General features: G+C 44.1%; 1 pseudogene. It reads left to right on the forward strand.

What is annotated here, in order from left to right:
* Window positions 1-1,938 (forward strand): annotated as a pseudogene (locus tag VB740_RS36550) (condensation domain-containing protein); the annotation flags it as partial.

The following is a 1,938-nucleotide window of genomic DNA, read 5'->3' on the forward strand; positions in this document are numbered from 1 at the left end:
ATTGGTCGGCCAATTGACAATACTCAAATCTACATCTTAGACGAGTATCTGCAACCAGTGCCTGTGGGTGTACCAGGAGAACTGCACATTGCTGGTGTTGGGTTAGCAAGAGGGTATCTTAACCGAAGTGAGTTAACATTTGAAAAATTTATCCCTAACCCGTTTGATCATTCACTTGTCACTAGTCAAAAGTCAAAATTATATAAAACAGGTGACTTAGCACGTTATTTACCGGATGGCAACATAGAATACTTGGGACGCATCGATAATCAGGTGAAAATCCGGGGATTCCGCATCGAATTGGGAGAAATCGAAGCAGCACTGAGCCAACATCAGAAGGTGCAATCATCAGTGGTCATCGCTCGTGAAGACATTCCCCAAACTAAGCGCCTAGTTGCCTACATCGTACCGCAGCCACAGCAGACACCCACAATCAGCGAACTGCGTAGCTTCCTCAAGGAAAAGTTACCAGATTACATGGTACCAAGTGCAATAGTAATTTTGGAGTCCCTACCGTTGACGGCCAACGGCAAAGTAGACCGCCGTGCATTGACAGCACCAGATTTATACAGTGAACGTACAGAAAAATATATAGCCCCGCGCACGCCAGTCGAAGAAATACTGGCACAAATTTGGTCACAAGTACTGAAAGTAGAGCTTGTAGGAGTTGATGATAACTTCTTTGAACTTGGCGGACACTCCCTATTAGCAACTCAGTTGGTATCCCGTATCCGCGATCGCTTCAAAGTCCAACTCTCTTTACACGAATTGTTCAATGCCCCAACTATAGCTGAATTAGCGCAATCAATCGGGAAATTACAGCAACAAAACTCAGACCTAACTATTCCACGCATTCTACCAAGGAGCAAGAAATGAACATTGAAGAATTACCCCTATCTTATGCTCAACAGCGTTTGTGGTTTTTAGACCAGTTTGAGCAGAACAGTGGATTATACAACATGCCCTTGGCTTTGCGTCTACTGGGAAATCTAAATCAGGCTGCCTTAGAACAAAGCTTACAAGAAATTATCGATCGCCATGAAGTGTTACGTACCAATCTCGTCACTATTGATGGAAACCCTTCTCAAATTATTCACACACAAACGAATTGGACAGTCTCAGTTGTTGATTGGCAAGACCTGTCGCCAAAGGAACAAGAAATTGCTACACAGCAATTATTGCAACAACAAGCTATTCAGCCTTTTGACTTGGCAAAGGGAGCATTAATCAGGGCAACATTAGTAGTTCTTAGTAAGACAGAACACGTATTATTAGGGTGTATGCACCATATTGTCTCTGATGGCTGGTCAATAGGTGTGTTTATCCAAGAACTAGCAGCACTGTACAACGCTTATTCTCAAGGCCAGCCGTCACCCTTAGCACCACTGCCGATTCAATATGCAGATTTTGCCATCTGGCAAAGAGAGTGGTTGCAAGGAGATATACTGCAAACTCAGCTTTCGTACTGGCAACAACAACTAAAAGATGCACCAGCCTTGTTATCGCTGCCAACAGACCGACCAAGACCTGCTGTGCAGACTTTCGCTGGCGCAAATCTTGAATTTGCACTCTCCGCAAACTTAACTAATAGGTTGACAAAACTAAGCCAACAGCATAATTGTACTCTCTTTATGACACTGTTGGCAGCGTTTGATACCCTACTTTACCGTTACACAGGTGTGGCAGACATTCTAGTAGGGTCTCCCATTGCTAACCGCGATCGCAGTGAGATAGAAGGGTTAATTGGCTTTTTTGTCAACTCTTTAGTCATGCGTACTGACTTATCAGGCAATCCCAGTTTTAGCGAATTACTCTCTCGTGTTCGGAAAATAGCTCTAGGAGCGTATGCTCATCAGGACTTGCCTTTTGAAATGGTAGTTGACGCATTGCAGCCAGAACGGGATCTCAGTCATGCACCACTGTTCCAAGTGATGTTTG

Source organism: Nostoc sp. UHCC 0251, from assembly GCF_034932245.1.
Classification (GTDB): domain Bacteria; phylum Cyanobacteriota; class Cyanobacteriia; order Cyanobacteriales; family Nostocaceae; genus Nostoc.